10 protein-coding genes are annotated in these 19,200 nt (G+C 39.1%); 2 read left to right on the plus strand and 8 right to left on the minus strand.

Going from position 1 to position 19,200, the window contains the following annotated elements:
• Positions 1-2: 2 nt before the first annotated feature.
• From JKG61_RS10945 to JKG61_RS10980, 8 genes are all read right to left on the minus strand, one after another.
• Positions 3-1,508 carry a PQQ-dependent sugar dehydrogenase gene (locus JKG61_RS10945; RefSeq protein WP_202103016.1) on the minus strand — a complete coding sequence of 502 codons (1,506 nt, stop codon included), beginning with the start codon at positions 1,506-1,508 and terminating at the stop codon, positions 3-5.
• 273 nt (positions 1,509-1,781) lie between these two features.
• Complete coding sequence (locus JKG61_RS10950; RefSeq protein WP_202103017.1) at positions 1,782-2,849, minus strand: LacI family DNA-binding transcriptional regulator; 1,068 nt, start codon at positions 2,847-2,849, stop codon at positions 1,782-1,784.
• 76 nt (positions 2,850-2,925) lie between these two features.
• Positions 2,926-4,182: a dicarboxylate/amino acid:cation symporter gene (locus tag JKG61_RS10955; RefSeq protein ID WP_317192405.1), complete on the minus strand. Its 1,257-nt coding sequence runs from the start codon at positions 4,180-4,182 to the stop codon at positions 2,926-2,928.
• A gap of 97 nt (positions 4,183-4,279) precedes the next feature.
• Entirely contained in the window at positions 4,280-6,322 is a 2,043-nt protein-coding gene (locus JKG61_RS10960) for an FAD-dependent oxidoreductase (RefSeq protein ID WP_202103019.1), read from the minus strand.
• A 13-nt stretch (positions 6,323-6,335) separates the two neighbouring features.
• Positions 6,336-8,018: a RagB/SusD family nutrient uptake outer membrane protein gene (locus JKG61_RS10965; RefSeq protein ID WP_202103020.1), complete on the minus strand. Its 1,683-nt coding sequence runs from the start codon at positions 8,016-8,018 to the stop codon at positions 6,336-6,338.
• Positions 8,019-8,027: 9 nt separating this feature from the next.
• The gene (locus JKG61_RS10970) at positions 8,028-11,123 is read right to left on the minus strand and encodes a SusC/RagA family TonB-linked outer membrane protein (RefSeq protein ID WP_202103021.1); all 3,096 of its coding nucleotides are present in this window, start codon (positions 11,121-11,123) and stop codon (positions 8,028-8,030) included.
• 27 nt (positions 11,124-11,150) lie between these two features.
• Positions 11,151-12,740, minus strand: coding sequence for a DUF4886 domain-containing protein (locus JKG61_RS10975; RefSeq protein WP_202103022.1), 1,590 nt, complete (start codon positions 12,738-12,740; stop codon positions 11,151-11,153).
• A gap of 157 nt (positions 12,741-12,897) precedes the next feature.
• Entirely contained in the window at positions 12,898-14,850 is a 1,953-nt protein-coding gene (locus JKG61_RS10980) for a ligand-binding sensor domain-containing protein (protein ID WP_202103023.1), read from the minus strand.
• 332 nt (positions 14,851-15,182) lie between these two features.
• On the opposite strand from JKG61_RS10980, the gene JKG61_RS10985 reads away from it, so the two are divergent.
• Positions 15,183-16,253 carry an NADH:flavin oxidoreductase/NADH oxidase gene (locus tag JKG61_RS10985; RefSeq protein WP_202103024.1) on the plus strand — a complete coding sequence of 357 codons (1,071 nt, stop codon included), beginning with the start codon at positions 15,183-15,185 and terminating at the stop codon, positions 16,251-16,253.
• A 100-nt stretch (positions 16,254-16,353) separates the two neighbouring features.
• Complete coding sequence (locus tag JKG61_RS10990) at positions 16,354-19,140, plus strand: UvrD-helicase domain-containing protein (protein WP_202103025.1); 2,787 nt, start codon at positions 16,354-16,356, stop codon at positions 19,138-19,140.
• Positions 19,141-19,200: the final 60 nt, after the last annotated feature.

The following is a 19,200-nucleotide window of genomic DNA, read 5'->3' on the forward strand; positions in this document are numbered from 1 at the left end:
AGTTATTCTTGGTTTCGTATATCACCTACCATATTGGCGTCAATTGTCTGAGTACTGTTGATTAATCGGGTTCGTATATAATTGACAATACTCGCTACCTCCTCATCTTTTAGGAAAGAAAATGAGGGCATGGGTAGGTCGTAAACTTGCGTATCATCTCCTTCTGTTGTTTTCAAACCGTTCAACACGATGTGTATAAGCTTTTTACTGTCTTTCATGGCGCTAGACTTCAATAGCGAAGGGAAACTTCCAGGTGTTCCATTGCCGTCTGCTTTATGACAAGAGGCACAATACGATTGATACAAAGCTTTTGCATCCATTTTTTGACCATTGCTGATCTTCTCTTTACTTAAAAAATTTCGCGGAGTGTATTCTATTCGCGATAATTTCAATATTCTATCGTCGGTTTTTAATGGAAAATCTGTTTGTGGCTTCCAATCTCTATTGCTAGTGGCTATATAGACATTCCCTTTCTTATCTACTGTTATTGCTCGGATCCGTCCATATTTATCTTTCAAAAAAATGTCTTCTTCAATAATTTGATTCTGGTTAACATTTAATTTTAATATCCGCAGTGATTGATCTTTCAAGGTACCTAGCAATAATCTATTATTCCATTCAGGTATTTGTGTGAAGCTATAGTATTTTAATGCAGCAGGGGCAATCACCGGTGTCCATGCCTTTATAGGTTCTGTACGGAGACTTTTACTTGCTATCGCCAGTTCCTTTGGTGTATCATGATAACCTTCAATATCTATCCAGCCATAGTTGCTGAGTGGTCTTATCCAATTGATTTCATCTTCAATAGCATCACCATGCTCAGAGGTTAGTAGATTGCCATTTGCAGTAAAAGTCATACCCTGCATGTTGCGAAATCCCCAAGCGTATACATATGAACCTCTGATAGGATTATCATGAGGTATACCACCGTCGTCGTTCATACGTAATATTTTCCCATTCAGTGTCGTCGAATCTTGAGCATGTGTCAATGAATGTATATCTCCTGTCGCCCAATATAATTTATGGCTATTATCAAAAGCAAGTCTAGAGCCATTATGTCCAGTTCCCCCATCAATCTTAAGAAGTAGCTTGCTAGCGATAACTTGACCGTTTTTTAGCTCTAAACGTCTAAGTTCACTAAAGACTGAATCCTGCTCTTTAGTAGTATAGCATATATATAAATAAGGATTAATTGCAAAATTGGGATGAATTGCCAACCCAAGTAAACCCAGGGTTCTTTGATGATAGACATTAGGAACCTCATATATGACTTTTATACTATTGGTTTCTAAATTAAGCTCCGCAACTTTTCCTTTTATCTGTGTAAAAAAAATAGAATTAGTTGATGGGCTATATTGCATATCCCAAGGTACATCGAGATTGCTAGCTACCTCTGTAACGGACAAATACGTTTGATCAGAGACCTTTATAAAATCTATTATTTCTTTGTCTTTATGATTTCGACAGGAACTGATAACTACTACACTAATAAGTGTTAGAACCCTCATTGGTTGAGTAAATGACAATATTATTCTAAAAACCATCTAAAATCAAGATATAATACAAAGATGGCTTGAGATTTTTTTCAAAAACCATAAATCACAATACTTCAGTTTCGTTAACGTTACCGAGTTGCTGGTAAAAAAAAATGACCAATCATCATCAAAACGGGGGGCTATTATAAATATCATCTGTTCTTTTATACTTTAGGTTTCACATTTTTTCAAACTCGGTATCAACCCTTAAATATAGAAAAAGAATAAGTATTCTCCAAGTTCTTTTTAGTTTTCATAAAACAGATAGTTTTCTATCGTTAAGATATCAATAGGCATGGGTTTGAAGTTTTCCTTCTCCTCTTTTAATAAAAAATGTCTATAAAGATAATTCAATGCAAGATATCCTTGTTTATCTGGTCTCTGGCAAATTAAAAAATCGATCATCCCATTGGCAAGAAATTCCACGTTTTCATTGAGGAAATCAAAACCAATTATATGTGGTTTTCTGATATGTCTAAATTCGTTAAAAAACCGTCCTACTACAGAAACACGGGAATTGGTAACAAATATTAGGTCTGGATTGAATTCGCCTACATGTCTTAACAAATCGATGGCTATCTCATCATAATTATTTGATGGGATATCGATATTGACTATTTCAAAGTCTCTGTTCATTGCGTTGAGATAGTCAACATATCCTTCTATTTTTGTGTTCAGGTAGGCATAGTTTTGTAGTCCCCTTGCAATGTTTAAGATGAGCAATTTTGACTTATCCTGAACCAAATAAGATGTCAAGTTGGCAGCGAGTCGCCCTGTACTGCGTAGATCTGGGCCGATGTACCCTAAGGATGAAGATCCTTTAATATCAGAGTTGACAAATATGGTCTCAATCTTCCGCTTTTTACACTCCTCCAAAAATACAGTTGTTTCCGAAATAAAGATAGGAGCGATAACTACTGCATTAAAATTCCGTGTTAGTACATCATCTGACATTTTTGTAAATGTGCGAACATCCTCCTGATCATATAGAAATATATCTATGTTTATACCAAATGTGCTAAACTCTTCTACTCCCTGCTTGATTCCTTTAAGGCATAGATCCCAGTATCCTGTCTGTGAAGATGTTTTTGGGATCAAAACCGCAAAGCTTAGATTATTCTTAACAGAGAGTGCTCTGGCATACAGGTTGGGCTGGTAATTATTTTCTTTAATAATAGCCTGAACCCTGGCTCTCGTTTTTTCTGAAACATCTTTCCTGTTATTGAGAACCCTATCGACTGTCGCTATGGATACGTTCGCTAATTTGGCGATTTCCTTTATTCCTATTTTTTTGTTGTCAGTTTTATGGTTCATTATTTTGTAATGCTAGTGATCTTCAAATATAAGGTGTATAACTAAAACTTACACATTCTCCTAATACAAATTGATCTTAATTATTTAATGTCTCATCCAGTTGTGGTTTGTCCAGTTGATTTTCCCACTTCGCCACTACAATAGTTGCTACGGCATTTCCAACAAAATTGGTCAATGCTCTACATTCCGACATGAATTTATCTACACCGAGTATCAGTGTCATACCTGCAATAGGTACTTCAGGTACCACTGCCAGTGTTGCCGCCAGGGTTATAAAACCTGCACCGGATACCCCTGCAGCTCCTTTTGAACTTAGCATAGCAACTAATAGTAGAACCGCCTGCTGTCCAAAATCTAAGTGAATATCGCAAGCCTGTGCGATAAACAAGGCTGCCAGTGTCATGTATATATTCGTTCCATCTAAATTGAATGAATAACCTGTCGGGACAACTAAGCCTACTACAGACTTAGAACAACCCGCCTTTTCCATTTTTTGCATTAACGATGGTAAAGCTGATTCGGAGGAACTGGTTGCTAATACTAAGAGTAACTCGTCCTTAAGATATTTTAATAATTTAAAAATAGAGAACCCATTGTACTGTGCTACTGCCCCTAAAATAAGGCATACAAAAAGTGCAGAAGTAAAATAGAAGGTTAAAACCAATACAATAAGATTACTCATAGACGCTATCCCATACATACCGATCGTAAATGCCATCGCACCCAATGCGCCTAAGGGAGCAAGTTTCATTAACATACTGACTACTTTAAAAACCGGATGAGCCAATGCTTGTAGAAAATCTAAAACGGGTTTACTTTTGTCCAATGTTTGTGATAGTGCGACGCCAAATAGCACCGCTGTAAATAACACTTGTAATATATTGGTTCCGGTCAACGGACTGACGAGGGTATTGGGAATAATGTCAAGCACAAAGTTTAAAAGACTAGGGTGCTTAGCGTCCTTTACATACTCAGATACTGCGCTGTAATCTAAAGTAGCAGGGTCGATATGCAGCCCGTTACCCGGTTGAATGATGTTACTGACCAACAATCCGACTATAAGAGCAAGAGTTGAAAATGTAAGAAAATAGACAAAGGACTTTCCAGCGACCCTCCCCACTTTCTTCATATCAGTCATAGAGGCTATACCTGTGGAGACAGTAATGAAGATAACCGGCGCTATAATCATCTTTATCAATTGAATAAAGCCATCCCCCAAAGGCTTCATCATAACTCCTATCTTTGGATAGTAGTGACCTAATAATACCCCTGCAACGATCGCAAACAAGACCTGTACATACAGCAAGTTGTAGATTTTAGGTTTTCTCCTCAAACTAGGAGTATTTAAGTTTTTCTCTTCAATAAACATAATTGGTCAAAAAGGCTGTCCCCATTAAATATAATACCAGGACAGCCTAAATATAGAAAAATTAATTGACTTTTTTAAATAAAATAGCATCAGCAACCACATGTTTCCCTTCGGTAGCACTGATTTGTACATAAGGCGATTCATTTCCTATTAGCGTGTATGTCCCCAAACTTACCCATTCGCCTGAAGAGTCCCCTAATCGGATGATTTCCTTGGGTTGTATCTGCCGAGAATGCATCTTAGCTCCATCAAAAACGGTGTAATGCAGGGTGTCCGCTAGTTGATCGTCATTAGCTATATAGGTAAATATCTCAAATCCCTGTTTTCTCTTACCGATGTTTGGTCTGAACTTGACACTCGCAGAAACATTTTGTCTGCCCGATATTAAACGATCTTTACCATATCCATAATTCGCGCTTGTCCAATCACCTATAATGTCAACAGGAGAAAGGTCTGCATTATCAATAAGAAGTTCCGGTAAAGCTCCGTCAGCTAGAGGGTTTTTGTTAAGTTCCAGCTGTAGCTTACTTACATCTATTTCCTGGACACTTTTCATAGCGTCGATAGCGTGTACCGCAGCAACTGCTGCCGATTGTGATAGTACCATAAATACGGGTTCCATACGTATAGAACCAAAAGCAATATGGGACGCCGACAAACAAACGGGAACTAATAAATTTTCGCATTCTTGCTTTTTTGGTGTAATGGCAGCATATGATATGGGATACGGCTGTCCAACTTCCACCTGTACATCTCCTTCATTTTTGACCATACCATTTACTACAATGCGCTGACAGTTATGAGAATCCATCTGGTAGGCAGCCATGCCGATACCATCTTGGACGACAGACTCCCCTTCACAATGCTTTTGCGTCATTACTGTCCGACCTACCATCCTTCTTGCTTCTCGTATGTATAACTGGTCAGAAAATCCTGAAGTCTTTAAAAATTCATCTTTACAGAATCCCCATTCTCCCATCTCCTTCCGTAAATGTTCTGGCACCCTAGGTTCGTGGGATAAAAAATACAAAAGCCCTTTGGTATAATTCTCATGCTTTTTGTATATCTCTCTACGTTTTTCATAATCAGCTTCGGGGTAATCGTAGTTCGCCCCTATCATATCTGTTGAAAAAGCTCCAAAATTATTAAAGTCGGTTTTCCCGTTAGGCATATTTTTTATCAAAAAACCTCCAGTATGGTACCGCACTAGGCTACCATCAGCTAGTTTTTCTGTCCGAAGCTTGCTGTGAATAGATGGCCATTTCTCATTTTCAATCACGCGTAATAACAATTCAAATTGATTTGGGTCATAATTATCCGGTTTAGTAAACCCAATTTTATTGTTCTTGTCTTTGGTCAAAGTCAATCTGAAATTGTAGGCTTGCACTTTGTTGTCAGCACTACCATTTACCTGTACAGACTCTTGAGAAATTCCCCACAGTAAGCCACTTTCCGGCTTTCCCCGTTTCACATAGGGGTCTATACCATCGGCAAATTGATGTATATCCAAAAGCTGCACGCCATTATACGTCTCGCCGTATGTTGCATTGCTTTCTCTTCCGACAGTATAGGAAACTCCTGATTTAGCCATTAAGTCGCCTTCGTAAGAACAGTCAATAAATACCTTAGCCTTGACCGTCAACTTATCTGAACTAGCCGGACTCTGTAAAACAATCTGTTTGATCCGTCCTTTTTCAGTCAAAACCTTGGACAATTGCTTTTCTGTCCTAATATCCAACTGTACTTCGTCTATATACTGTTGAAATACCTTCATGGCTACATGAGGCTCAAAGGTCCACTGTTCTAATTTGCTATAGTGTGCTCCAATCCTTCTGTAAAAATTTCGGGCGAGTCCAGTAATAGCATATTTATTGCCAATGTCGGTAGCCCCCAACCCTCCGGTGGTCAAGCCTCCCAAAGTGCTTCCACTCTCGACAACAATAACGGACTTTCCGTATTTTGCAGCGGTATATCCTGCAATGATACCTGCAGAAGTGCCACCATAAATACAAATATCGACTTCGACTTCATTCTCTCCTTTTGCATGTAGAAGAGTGGAAGACAATAGAAGCGAAGCGATCAATAAACAAAATGATTTTTTCATATCTGATAACCAATTAATACAGATCATTTTGATCCAAAACTTTATTTACCTCTGTTTCAATTCTTGGTATTGGCCAAACATAGTCACGCTTGGGGTTGAAAACGCGAACTTCTATAACACGCATCTGATCACCATTAACCACACTATTATAACTTGGTGTACCGTTTTCATCAATAATTGGCGCGTTTGATAACCATGCCTTAGGGATCCTGCCCAAAAGCTTACCTGCCATCACTTTCTCTGCGATCCCCCATCTTCTAATATCGAAAAGTCTCAGCCCTTCACCAGCAAGCTCATATTTACGCTCTTTGCGGACTGCCGACCTCATTTCGCTCTGAGTTTTCCCTGTTGCAATCGCGGGCATGTTTACAGAAGGTCTTTGTCTAACAGCATTTATAGCGTCATAAACGCTCTTATCGATTTCTCCCAGCTCGGCTTTTGCTTCCACATAGTTCAACAGCACCTCTGCATAACGGAATAAGATAGGCTTTAACTCCGAGTTAGTACGATCGGGCTTATCCATATCATCCGCATACTTGCGCCACAGGTATCCTGAGAAAGTGGCAAAAGCATTTGTCGCATCAATATTTGCTATGCGCTTTGGGGTTGGACCTGTAAAGTCCCAGGTCATTGTACTATCTGGATGAGTTTCAAACATAGCTCCTAGAAACACGGTTTGTGGCAATACGATAGATTGTGTCAATCTTGGATCACGATTCTTAAAGGGATTCTTGGGGTCATAAACTGTTGACTTATCAATAGATAACCCGTCTGTACATTCATAAGAATCAACTAACGACTGAACGGGTATTTTGTTAGAAAACCCTTGCATCAAACGGGAATAGAACTGTGATGAGATGCTATGCGTTTTAAGCCCTTTCTTATATTGGACGTTCCATATAATTTCTTTCGAATCCTCCCCCGCATATTTGAATAGCTGCTCAAAATTTGTGTGCAGCTCATATTTATTCATATCTATAACCTTCTGTGCGGCTTCGGCGGCCTCTTTCCACTGCTTATTAAATAAAGCGTTTCTAGAAAGCAAGGCTAAAGCAGCCCCTTTGGTTGCTCTCCCTTTGTTCTCTCCAACGTATTCTTTTGGGAGAATTTCGCTTATTTCTTTTAACTCTGCAATGATGAAATTACTAACCTCACTTTTCGTCTTTTTAGGAATCTGTGCTTCAGAAAGTTGGTATACCTTTGTTAATAAGGGGACTCCTCCATATAATTCATTTAAGTAGAAATAAAAATAAGCTCTCATAAATCTTACTTCTGCAAGTCTTGTCTTTAACTTCTCTTCAGCCACTACGCCCTCTAGAGCAGGAGCTTTGGTTAATATTTCATTGCATCTTCCTATTCCAATGTATAGCATTTCCCATACATCAAATGTGAATTCATTATTAGCATCAGCCAATCCCATTCCTAGTTGCTGTAATGCATTTGTATTTCTCTCCCAGCCAATATCCGAGGCATAGTCCAAAGTCAGTGCAAAAGGCATCGGAGTCGCTCTAGGAGTTGAATATAATGCATTATAAGCCCCGGTTACTGCCATTTCTAGCTGTTCCTCATTTTTAAGAAATGTCTCACTAGATGGGCTATCTAATGGCAACTTCTCCAAATAGTTCTTATTGCACGAACCTAAGGTAAATGCTAATCCGCCTATCAATATATATGTTTTAATTTTTGTAATCATCATGAAATATGTTTAAAATCTAACACCTAAACCGAAACTATAAACCCGCATCTGAGGATACCATCCACCTGTACTCACGGGACCTTCAGGGTCGTAACCTTTCCAGAAATTTGTTTGTGTAAATAGGTTTTGGCCTGAAGCGAATACGCGAACAGAACTGACTCTATACTTAACTTGATCTAGTTTGAAGGAATAACCAATGGAAACATTCTTTAACCGTAAGTAGGATGCACTCTTTAGCCAAAAAGTAGAGTTTTGGATATTGTTGGTTTGATTAAAAGCGTATCTAGGAAATGCAGCGTTCGTATTGTCTGGAGTCCAACGGTCTTTGTGCTGCTCTTGTACAGTTCCGCCTTGATAAAAAGGCATTATACCCTGTCCATATAAATAGCCGTCCGCCTTGCCCACTCCTTGAAAGAACAATGAAAAATCAAAGCCTTTGTACGCTCCACCTAGGTTGGCACTATAAGTGTATCTAGGAATAGGACTTCCGATTATCATTTTGTCTTCTTCGTTTATTTTACCATCTCCATTTACATCTTCGTATTTTATATCTCCAGGGGCTACGGTACCAAACTGAGTAGCATGTGCTGTTACATCATCATTGTCCTTGTAGTAACCGATAGCGTTCAGCCCCCATATAGCGCCAATAGGATGTCCTTCTAGGTTAGAAGTAAGTGCTGTCTTAGATATACCTTTCATATCTAAGATCTTGTTCTTAACGTCCGAAAGGTTGACAGCTACATTATATTCAAAATTGCCGATACTATTTTTATAGGCGACTGTTAGATCCCAACCTTTGTTCTCTACTACACCTGCATTCTGGAAGGGCGATTTAAGGCCTAATACTTTAGGTATGTCTAGTTGTAGTAATATATCATGGGTTTTTCTATAGTAATAATCTGCTGTTATGCTCAAGTTTTTCCACAGTACAATATCCAGCCCTAAGTTGGTCATTTCAGTAGTCTCCCATTTTATCTCTGAATTGGCCATATTATTGAGCGCGGCACCTGTAGCGATAGCAGAGCCATACGTATAATTGTTAGCCCCTATTGTCATAAATGCGGAGAACGGATACAGGCCAATTTCTTGATTACCTAACTGACCCCAAGATGCTCTCAGCTTAGCATCACTGATGATTGGTTTCAGCGGCTGCATAAACTCCTCTTCACTCATTCTCCACCCCGCCGAAAAAGAGGGGAAAAATGAATATTTTTTTCCAGTTGCAAAACGAGAGGATCCATCGTATCTACCGTTGACTTCAAAAAGATACTTACCTTTAAAACTATAGTTTAATCTCCCGAAAAATGATCTTAACGACCATTGAGAAGCATTTCCTTCTGTACTTTGATTTTCTGTTCCACCGGAATTTATTTCCTGAAATTCTGGAAACTGGAAGTTTTCACGGTAACCGAGTAGCCAGTTATCATCTTGATCTTCCTGTTGATAGCCGCCCATCGCCGCGATGTTGTGTCCATTACCGATTTCCTTCTCATAATTCAAAACAGCTCTAAAATTATTGTACCAATACTGTCCGTAACGCTCCGTAAGAGAATTTTTCTGCGGTACCATATAGGCTTTGCTTCCGTCCGCATAGTAGGTTTGTATTGTATTTTTGAAAGTCTTTTCGTGCTTTATCTCGTACTTCGGAGAGTATGCCAATAGTGCTGTAAATCCCTCAAAAGGTTGATACTTCAGATCGACGTTGAAGGCCATATTTAGTGGATCTATTAGTTTTAGTCCGCCATCTTTCGCTTTTGCAATAGGATTGTCTCCATTCCATCCTTCGCCATATTGACCGTTGGAAAACAAACCTGCTTGATTGGCGGGAATGCGACGCATCCAATGAAAAATATTACCTGTACCGTCCGCCGGTTCTGTAATAGCTGATTTTACGAAAGCTAAATCCATGGCAGTAGACAGTTTTTCTGAAATACGGACATCACTGTTTACGCGGAAATTATATTTTCTAAAGTTGGTATTAGGAATGATTCCATCTTGATTTAAATATCCAAAAGATCCCAATACACGCGCATTTTCATTGCCTGCATTGACGGATAAATAATGGTTTTGCATGAATGCATTTTCCTTCATGGTTAGCTTCTGCCAATCAGTATCTGGGAATTTATCCGAATCCACAGAGCGCCCTGCCGTATATTCGTCTATGGTCTTCTGTGTATAAAGAGGACTCATACCAGCATTGACATATGCCTCGTTAAGCAGCAGCATATGATCTAATCCGTTGACCATTTTTGGGCTTTTTGTTGGTGTCTGGGTTCCTATATAATTATTATAGTCAACCTGCACTTTTCCTTCTTCGGCTCGCTTTGTTGTTATTAATATTACACCATTTGCAGCACGAGACCCATAAATAGACGCCGATGAAGCATCCTTCAATACAGAGATCGATGCGATATCATTGGCATTTACGTTATTTATATTTCCTTCGACGCCATCGATGATCACCAACGGATTTGAGTCACCTAAAGTACCTATCCCACGTATACGTAAGTTACCTTCGTCTCTACCGGGCTGTCCAGAAGCCTGCTTCACAGTCAATCCCGGAGCGGCACCTTGTAATGCTGAGGAAGTCTGCCCCACAGGTTGCTTTACAAGGTCGTCCCCCTTTATAATGTCAACAGCCCCTGTTAGATTAATCTTCTTTTGCTTTCCATATCCTACTACTACAACAGTTTCCAGATCCGTATCCCCACTTTTCAATGTAACATCGTAACTTTGAATTTGGTCTAATACAGTTATTGTGCTATTAAGATACCCGACACTTGATATTCTAATCTTTGCTCCTGACTGTACACCGTTTAAGACAAACCTTCCTTTCTCGTCCGTTGTGGTCTGCCTCCCCGTGCTAAGATCAAGGACCGTAACACCTGGTAATGCTTCCCCTTGTTCATTTGTCACGCTTCCTTTGATTGATTTCTGCAGCTGACTAATAGACCGATGCGGCTTGTTGCCAAATGATCCGAATTCATTGGCCATAACCGGAAGAGTCACCGAGGCTAAACTCAATATAACTCCTAATCTTACACAAGACCTTTGGAAGCTTTTTCCTCGTTTTTCTCGACACAATAATTCTACTTTTTTTACCATAATTTATTTATTGAATTGATTAGTACTCTATATCTCCTCTATCACTAAACTGTTTATAGAAGCTATACTACTTTGCTTGCCAGAAGGTAATTCGAAAAAAATCTCCAGCTTTCCATCTTGGTTGGGGGAGATTGATTCAACTATCATTTCTTTATCCATATTGAAGGATGGGTCGACAGAAACCACCTTAGTCTGCTTTCCTAAAATCCGAATAACAGTGATCGATGTTGGTTCTTGAACAGCAGAAATAATCCTCAATCTATAGGCTTTATTATTATCCAAATTTTCTACTATTAGAAACGGTTTCTGAATAGACTGTTTGTCCAATTCTGCTGTAAAGTAATACTTGCTTACTCCCGAAGGAATACCTGTATGGTACGAGGTTCTCTCAGGCCCATCGGCCTTTCGACCGGTAAAATCTTGTGTTACCTGAATATTTACATTCGTTGGGTAGTTATTTTCATCCATTAATCTGTATCTCGCTGAACCTTTACGTTCATATAGGAGTGCTAACCATCCCGGAATCAATAGATCGTTACCAAAGTTGATTTTAATACGACTAAATGAGTTATTACTTAACTCTTGCATTTTGTTTTCAATCAATTCGGTTACTTCAAAAGGCTTTTTCACCGCAAATGATGCAGCCATTTTCGCAATATTGGCTTCGGTCTCCGCGAGGTTTGCTGGTCTAAACGTCGACTTACCCACATCGCCAAATAAAACTTCGAACCATGTTGCCGCAGCAGTATATCTTCCAATAACCAAGTCTAAATGATAGCCCTCTCTAGTAAAATTGTCGCCAATAAAGCTGGTTCGTCCATTTTGAATTGCCGTTCCACTTGGTATCAGTGAATGTAGAGGTATTATATTCTTGATCTCTCGACTTACTTCCACAATCTTCTCAAACATAAATTTTTGATTACTGTTATACTTTTTAAAGTTAGGCGTGACAGCATTCTGTGCATACGCCCACGTCTGGTGGTACAAAAATTTAACAGAATTTATGGGGTATTCTTTTTTGATATAGGCGTACAGATCCGGAAGTGATGCCTTAACAGATTCGACATCTCCTGAGCTTACACTCGCCTGCTGAAAGCAGATATAATCCCAGTTTTCGTCCTTCAAAGCATTTGATATACTGGTTTTATCTGTATTCGTTTTTATGCCGTCTACTGTTGTTTTTCGATAGCTATAGATCTTGTTGTCTTCTCGAGCGTTCTTTAGGTGAAAATCTAATGGAGCTCCTCCGCGAAAGAGATTACCAATGACCAAAGGTTTTCCAAGGGCCCGCGCCATCTCGTGTAGATAGTATTCTACACCATCGTCCGAAAAACTGTTGCCGATGAGCAATACCTTAGTAACCCCATCATTAAGTGGGTCTAATAAAACTTTGTTTCCTTGCTGGACCGGCAGGTAGCCTACGCCTTTGACTACATATGCATCTTGCATCGTGGATAGTCTTTCTATAAGAGTTTTCTCCTCTGTAGAAAAGGCCTTGTATTCATCCTTATGGATGTGAATAGTATCGCCCAAGAAAATAGCAGATCCCCTTTCCTGTGCGTTTAGAGTCAACAAGGAAAGAAGGTAAAGAAATAATGTTATACAATTTCTTTTCATATGTATATAATTTGTTTTTTAATGGCCATATGGAATATCCCAACTATATTATGCACGATTAGTAGCAATTGGTGCGCATGCTGCTTCGCGGTCATCGGTGTTTTTGCACCCTATGCTATATGAATATTTCCTACTAATCGTTTTCATCATATCAGGATTAGTAATTTTCAGGGGTATAGCTCCACAGATCTGTTCCCTGTTTAAAATAAATCTTATTGTTCTTGCCGATAATCATTAATGTTGCGTTATCACGCAGCTTGGTTAACCTTTTACTCTTGGTATCATAACTATAAAAAGTATCGTTCAATGTAAAGTAGATTAAACCGTTGCTATGTGATACAGCTTGTCCATTTCTCCAGATGTGACTGGGCATAGTCGTATATTTATATATTTCTATACACTCGGTAACACTTCTCTTGTTCAAATCATACTTTACTAGGGTGCCGTCAGCAAAGCCCCACAGGCCGCCATCTGGACCTTTAAACAATCCCGTTATTGACCAAAAGTTATCTATAGAGTCTTTCCATAAGATCTGTTTTGATTTTGGATTCCATTCAAAGAGGACACCCCTCTTTGCTTTTGGCTTGCCTCCCAAACCACCAAAAATAGAGGTCCCACCGATGATTCTACCATCAATTTCGATTAGAGACAGGATAGATTGATCCTCCACTATATTAGGAAAGATTTCCATTTCCTCTGTACTCACGTTCAATTGAACCATTGCTCCTCCCAACTGTCCGTAAGCCGGTACTGTACCGAACAACATCATGTTATTGCTTTTCGAAGGGATAACCGCGAAGGGTCGATCTTGGTCTTTTACCGCACCAATGAATTTGGGATTGCTTGTATTTGCCGACCACGGCTTTGTAACGTCGTATGAATATATTAGTGCCTTGGTGTAAATACCGAAATAGAGTGTGTCACCGAAATTATTCATTCCTTCTGTTTGATGTAACCCAGGGAAATCTTCATGCTGATTTGTTTGCGGGTCGAATGTTCCATGCTGTCCCGCGAGGTAACCGGCACTCCACACTCTATTATCCGGTCCCCAAAAAATAGTCTGAATACTGATAGGAGACTTAGGAATAGCTAGCATGGTGTCTTCTAAAATATTTCCATTATCAGGGTCTATCGTGTACAAATGGTGTGTTGAAGTCAAGAGCTTATAATTTCCTTTATGATCGATATAGCCGGCTCTACCTCGACCATGAATCTCTGCGATTGCAATTGGAGCTATGATTTTATCTTTAAAACTTAGGCGGTATACTTTTCCTTCTGAAGCATACAATACCTGCTCCTTACCGGTTCGTCTTGTAAGGGATTTGATTTCGATCGAAGATAGTCGGGCTTCATATTTTTTTGCTTTAACATTGTAGATAAAAGACTCCAAGTGATTAGCACTATTTATCCATCCGAACAATCGGTCCCCTCCTTTCACACCTTCTACAAACTCCATATCGTAAACAAATTCATGTTGCATATCTTGCTGTGTTAAGATTTGAGTTTTGCTTCCTGATTTTAGATCGAGCGCTATAAGCCCTGCGTGAGATCCCACTCCACCATACAGTATATTGTTCTTTTCATCCAGCGCCAGACTCCTGACGTAGTTTTCCTTTTCTTGCAGAGCACCGTTAGATATTTCTCTAAATCCTGTAACGGGATCATATTCAAAGACTAGACAGTCTGGATATGTTCCTCCGTAAATCTTTCCATTCTTACCAGCGACCAAATCCCATATAACTTTTTGGCCAGAAAGAGCCTCACCTAGGGAGATGATTTTGTCAGCTCCTAACTCATATCTATACATCTGTCCATTTCCTGATATATAAATCTTATTGTCCGAGGAGACCTCCATATCCCAAGCTCCATCGGTTCCATGCAGCTTTCCTTCGAAAACCATTTGCTTGTTTGTTAATTCAAATCCCACTAGCGTGGCAGGCATACCTCGGACCACAGTAAAGACGTATTCTTTCCCCTCCGCATCTTTAATAAATTTGCTACCTTGGATTGCTGCTGCAAATACCTGAGGGCCATGGTTAACAAACTGTGCATGAGAAGAACAGCAAAGAATAATAAATAGTGTTGTTGTTAAAAATTTAGAAAAACGCATATTAGTATTTTGTTTAGATCTGGATTATCATTCGTAAATATATTTCCCGTTAACGTTTCCGTAAATAACACAATTGTTAGCTTTGTAGCTTTCTTTATTCATTTCACTCGTGGTTAAGCTTAAACTGTTAACGTTACCGAAAATGATAAAAAACATTATCTGAAGCAATTAAGACAAAAGATAAAATCACTGATTTAAAAACTTATCAAGTAAAAGTTTAGGCGTACCAGACTTCTTTTACGTTTGATAACTGGTTATTTAACTAGAGCAAAGCAAATAAATATTAATTTCAAAACCAAATTAATTTCACAAAATAGCTTACTTTTATCTCTATGAGCTTATTATTCTCACCTTTAGCGTTAAAAAACCAAACGCTATCCAATAGACTGGTGGTATCACCTATGTGTCAATACTCGGCAGTTGATGGATTCGCTAATCATTGGCACCTCGTGCATCTTGGTCAATTTGCTGCCGGCAAAGCGGCTTTAGTTATTCAAGAAGCTACTGCTGTAAGTCCCGAAGGGCGGATATCTCACGGAGATCTGGGGTTATGGAAAGACGAACAAATGCTCTCTTTCCGTGATATTGTTAACTTTGTACATGACCAAGGAAGTCTGATAGGTATCCAATTAGCCCATGCTGGCCGAAAAGCATCAACTGATAAGCCATGGATTAGCCGTGCTCAAATTGCTCCTGACCAAAAAAATGGATGGCAAACGGTCGCTCCCTCTCCTATTCCTTACCATCCACAGGAGACACAACCACGTATGTTGAGCAAATCTCAAATTCAAGAGTTGGTACATGCGTTTCGGTCCGCTGCGGTTCGCGCTGTCGAAATAGGCTACGATGTAATCGAGTTGCATGCCGCTCATGGTTATCTCATCCATCAGTTTCTATCACCTTTAACCAATCAACGAACCGACGAGTATGGCGGTTCTTTTGAGAATAGAACCCGTTTTTTACTTGAAATTATAAGTGCGGTACTACCTGTCGTAGAAAATCGTTCGCTATGGATCCGTATCTCTGCTACCGACTGGGCGGATGGAGGTTGGGATGTACTGGAGTCCATAAAACTTGTTGAAGTTGTTAAAACCATGGGGGTTGAAGTAGTGGATGTCTCTTCGGGAGGAGCTGTTAGGCATCAGCAAATTATGGTTAAAGAGAATTATCAGGTGCCTTTCGCACAACGGATCAAAGAAGAAACAGGACTATTAACAGGAACTGTAGGTTTAATAAAAAGCGCTGAAGTAGCAGACCGTATTATCGAACAAAAGAAAGCAGATATTATTCTTATTGGAAGAGGCTTTTTACAGAATCCTCACCTTGTACTCCAATTTGCACACGATCTGCATGTTGATATTCCTTGGCTACCTCAGTATGTACGAGGGAGAGAAACGTTTTAATTAATATGTAATGTAACTTATATTTTAGTTTTCCACAGTTGAATGTAAACCGGCACTAAAGTTTATCGAAACTTGTATCTTCGGTGAACACATCGTTTTCATGATCACATTTTCAGGAATTCTAATAGTAATTTTTATTTTTCTTGCCACTTTAGTAATACGGGATAATTACTTAACGAATAGACAGAAACATAACCTGGCGACGCGATATGCTGTGGAGTATAATGACTTCCTTAATCAATATAAGGAACAGATCAATAACATCATGGAGACCGTGGTTCCATTTGCGAACGATTACTGTTCATTTTCGGACTTGCACGGCAAATTGCAATTTATCAAGAAGTCTCTACCTAGTCAAGTGATTCCGGAAGGCTATGTTTCAACATGTAATCTGCACCGAGCCTATGATGATATTATTTATTTTTGCAATAATGCGGATTATCTTCGTAAAGCGCACAATAAAACATATATATATCAACAAAAGCTAAGACTTCAGCAATATTTTGCTACTTGTCTGTCACACCCTCTAGATCAGCAACAGGTTGATTCTATTCTTTGTGATGATGATAATACACTGGTCATTGCAGGAGCTGGCTGTGGTAAGACAACGACGGTACAAGGCAAAATACGCTATCTCTTGGATAAAAAACGGGCTACTCCAAAAGAAATATTATTGCTCTCTTTTGCCAAGAAGAACGTTGACGATCTCAAAGAGCGGGTCGGTCACTTGGGCATAGCATGTAAAACATTTCATAGCTTGGCTTACCACATCCTGAAAAGTAGTGGGAAAGAACCGCAAATGATTCTGCCCCGAGATGCAGAAAATCTAGCAATAGACATTCACCGACGTCTAACGAAAGATCAAAGTTACCTAGCTTCATTTAATGATTTTATTCTACATGGCTTGCATCCTATTAAAAGCCAGAATGACTTTAAAACCTATGCCGACTATATTCACTTTTTAAAAGACAGTGACTTTGAGTCGATCAAGGATCAGCTGGACAAGCGCAAATACCTTGCAAGTGGCAGATCGACAAATAATAGGACTAATCTGATCAAAAATGGTGAGCATTGCTATATTGCCAACTTCTTGTTTATACACGGCATTCCCTATTCTTATGAGCTACCTTATCCCTATCTAGGAGAAGCACGGAAAGATGAGCGTTACAATAAACATAAGAAAAGATATAAGCCTACCTTTACGATATATTTAAATGGATATGATGAAAACAGTATAAGCACATCCAGCAATCCCAAGGATCATACTCTTTTTCTTGATCACAGTCCTATATCACATATTGAAGGCACCCCCAGTTTCTTTGACAGTGCTGGTGATAATAGCCAAACTGAAGTTTATCAGGATTTAGTGCGTTGGAGGCGAGAGTTACATGACTGGGCGGATACGAAATACATGGAGTCCTATAGTTTCGAATTTATCGAACGGACAATCGAGGAGAATTTAATTGTCAATCTTCAATCGCATGGCGTCCGTATGGCCCGAAAATCTAATGTTGAAGTTTATAAGATATTAGAAGAAGCTTATGGTAAAGAAATTGATACCGTTCTTCAGCTAGCGATCACTTGTATAAACCTATTTAAATCCAATGATAGAAACGTAGAAGAGATTGTTGCCAAAAATAGACTGCTCTTCGAGCAAGCGCCAGAACTAATTGATAGAAACAATGCTTTCTTAGCGATTATTTCTAAGGTTTACAAAGGTTATCAAGAAGAATTGACTGTGTCAAGCAGAATGGATTTCAATGATCTAATCAATCAAGCCAGCTCGATTATGACCACGGGAACATATCAACATTGCTATCGCTATATTATTGTTGACGAATTCCAAGATATTTCAATAAGCAGATGCAAACTGTTGCAAATGTTAAAAAGGCAACAGTACTGCAAGATCTTCGCTGTTGGAGATGATTGGCAATCCATAAATCGTTTTTCGGGAAGCGATCTGACTCTACTTAAGCAGTTTCCGGATTTTTTCGGTCATACTGTTGTTAGAAAGATAGAAACCACCTATCGTTTCGCAGATCCGTTGCTCTGTATTTCTTCCAGTTTTATCCTAAAGAATCCTAATCAGGAAAAAAAAACACTTAGAAATCCACATCAATACAAAACAAAGCTCCTGATTGACTATAGTAAAAAAAACAAGCGAAGTATTAACCAGAACCTCTTAGGTATATTGCAGAAACTATACGCAGAATACGGGAGCGCCTTAGCTAATAAGTCAATTCTTCTTTTAGGCCGGTATCAACATGATATAAACAAAATTACGGATACGTCAGATTTTCTTGTAAAACGAACAGAATCCTCCGTCCAGGTAAACACTATACTGCGTAACATAGTCGTTGACAATAATGGGCACACCACACACAGCAATCAATTTCACTTAAAAAAGGAACTTCCTTTTTACACCGTACATAAATCCAAGGGGCTGGAGTGTGACATTGCTATTTTGATCAATTGCGAAAGTGGGAAGTACGGATTTCCTGCAGAATTAAAGGACGACCCCTTATTGAGCTTACTTTTGACGGGAGACGATGATTATCCAAATGGCGAAGAACGTCGTGCTTTTTATGTAGCGATGACACGCGCTAGGGAGAAATGTTACTTTCTTGCGGATAAGGACAAACAGTCTAAGTTTATAAGGGAATTGTACACCGATTATATCAACGTTACCCCTGAGGGCCACAAATGCCCGCATTGTGGTGGAGAACTTCAATATATCAAAAATGTAAAGGGCAAAAACGGATTGGCCCAAATGTTTGGTTGCAGTAACTTTAGATATGGTTGCGATTATTTAGACTTTAGACGAGTCCCCTCTACGGTTCTATCAAACAAGACGATGAATCTAAAAAATAATGACGTCTCTTACTAGAAGCATCGCTGATTGCTTTTATTAAGATATTTGTAGATATTCGCGGTTTAAGCTCTTTAC

The sequence above is a fragment of the Sphingobacterium faecale genome, from assembly GCF_016746095.1.
In the GTDB taxonomy this organism is placed as follows: domain Bacteria; phylum Bacteroidota; class Bacteroidia; order Sphingobacteriales; family Sphingobacteriaceae; genus Sphingobacterium; species Sphingobacterium faecale.

What these genes read in the sequence shown, in the direction of transcription:
- JKG61_RS10970 (WP_202103021.1), bottom strand. Translation starts at nt 11,123, where the DNA reads ATGGTAAAAAAAGTAGAATTATTGTGTCGAGAAAAACGAGGAAAAAGC.
- JKG61_RS10945 (WP_202103016.1), bottom strand. Translation starts at nt 1,508, where the DNA reads ATGAGGGTTCTAACACTTATTAGTGTAGTAGTTATCAGTTCCTGTCGA.
- JKG61_RS10950 (WP_202103017.1), bottom strand. Translation starts at nt 2,849, where the DNA reads ATGAACCATAAAACTGACAACAAAAAAATAGGAATAAAGGAAATCGCC.
- JKG61_RS10965 (WP_202103020.1), bottom strand. Translation starts at nt 8,018, where the DNA reads ATGATGATTACAAAAATTAAAACATATATATTGATAGGCGGATTAGCA.
- JKG61_RS10985 (WP_202103024.1), top strand. Translation starts at nt 15,183, where the DNA reads ATGAGCTTATTATTCTCACCTTTAGCGTTAAAAAACCAAACGCTATCC.
- JKG61_RS10960 (WP_202103019.1), bottom strand. Translation starts at nt 6,322, where the DNA reads ATGAAAAAATCATTTTGTTTATTGATCGCTTCGCTTCTATTGTCTTCC.
- JKG61_RS10990 (WP_202103025.1), top strand. Translation starts at nt 16,354, where the DNA reads ATGATCACATTTTCAGGAATTCTAATAGTAATTTTTATTTTTCTTGCC.
- JKG61_RS10980 (WP_202103023.1), bottom strand. Translation starts at nt 14,850, where the DNA reads ATGCGTTTTTCTAAATTTTTAACAACAACACTATTTATTATTCTTTGC.
- JKG61_RS10975 (WP_202103022.1), bottom strand. Translation starts at nt 12,740, where the DNA reads ATGAAAAGAAATTGTATAACATTATTTCTTTACCTTCTTTCCTTGTTG.